Below are 498 nucleotides of genomic sequence, written 5' to 3' on the forward strand. Positions count from 1 at the left end.
GCAGCTGAATCCGTTTCAGGTGTCGTTGTCTGAGGCGCTTGATACAGCGTGACGCGAGGTAAGCGGTAAAGAACCACCAGTGCGAGTACGCCCAGTGCGGCGCAGATCAACAGCCCCGTACCGACTGCATGGGCGAGGGCAGTGCGAGCCAGCTGCAACGTGGTGTCGATATCTTTGGGCGTGTGCTGCAGCAAGACCTGAGGGTCGGCCAGACGCGCTATTGCCTGCATCTGGCCTGCCGCTGTCAGCGCATGTTGCAGATTGGCGACGTACAGCAACTTGACCAGCACACCCATGGCCGCCGTGCCCAGCAAGCCGCCAACCAGTCGCAACGATTGAGTGAGTGCTGTGGCGATACCGAGAAACTGCCGCTCGGCAAGCGTCTGGGTGAATACGGTGAGGTTGAGCAGAATGAATCCAAGCCCCAACCCCGCCAGCAGAATCCTGTCTCTTATACACATCTAAAAAAACAGTCGAAGCCGGCACACGGGCCGGACG

Annotated in this window: 1 pseudogene; it reads right to left on the reverse strand. The window is 59.4% G+C overall.

Going from position 1 to position 498, the window contains the following annotated elements:
• Positions 1 to 443 (reverse strand): annotated as a pseudogene (locus ALO43_RS18705) (MFS transporter); the annotation flags it as partial.
• Between the last annotated feature and the right edge of the window lie 55 nt (positions 444 to 498).

Origin of the sequence: Pseudomonas tremae (genome assembly GCF_001401155.1) — a bacterium.
GTDB lineage: Bacteria > Pseudomonadota > Gammaproteobacteria > Pseudomonadales > Pseudomonadaceae > Aquipseudomonas > Aquipseudomonas tremae.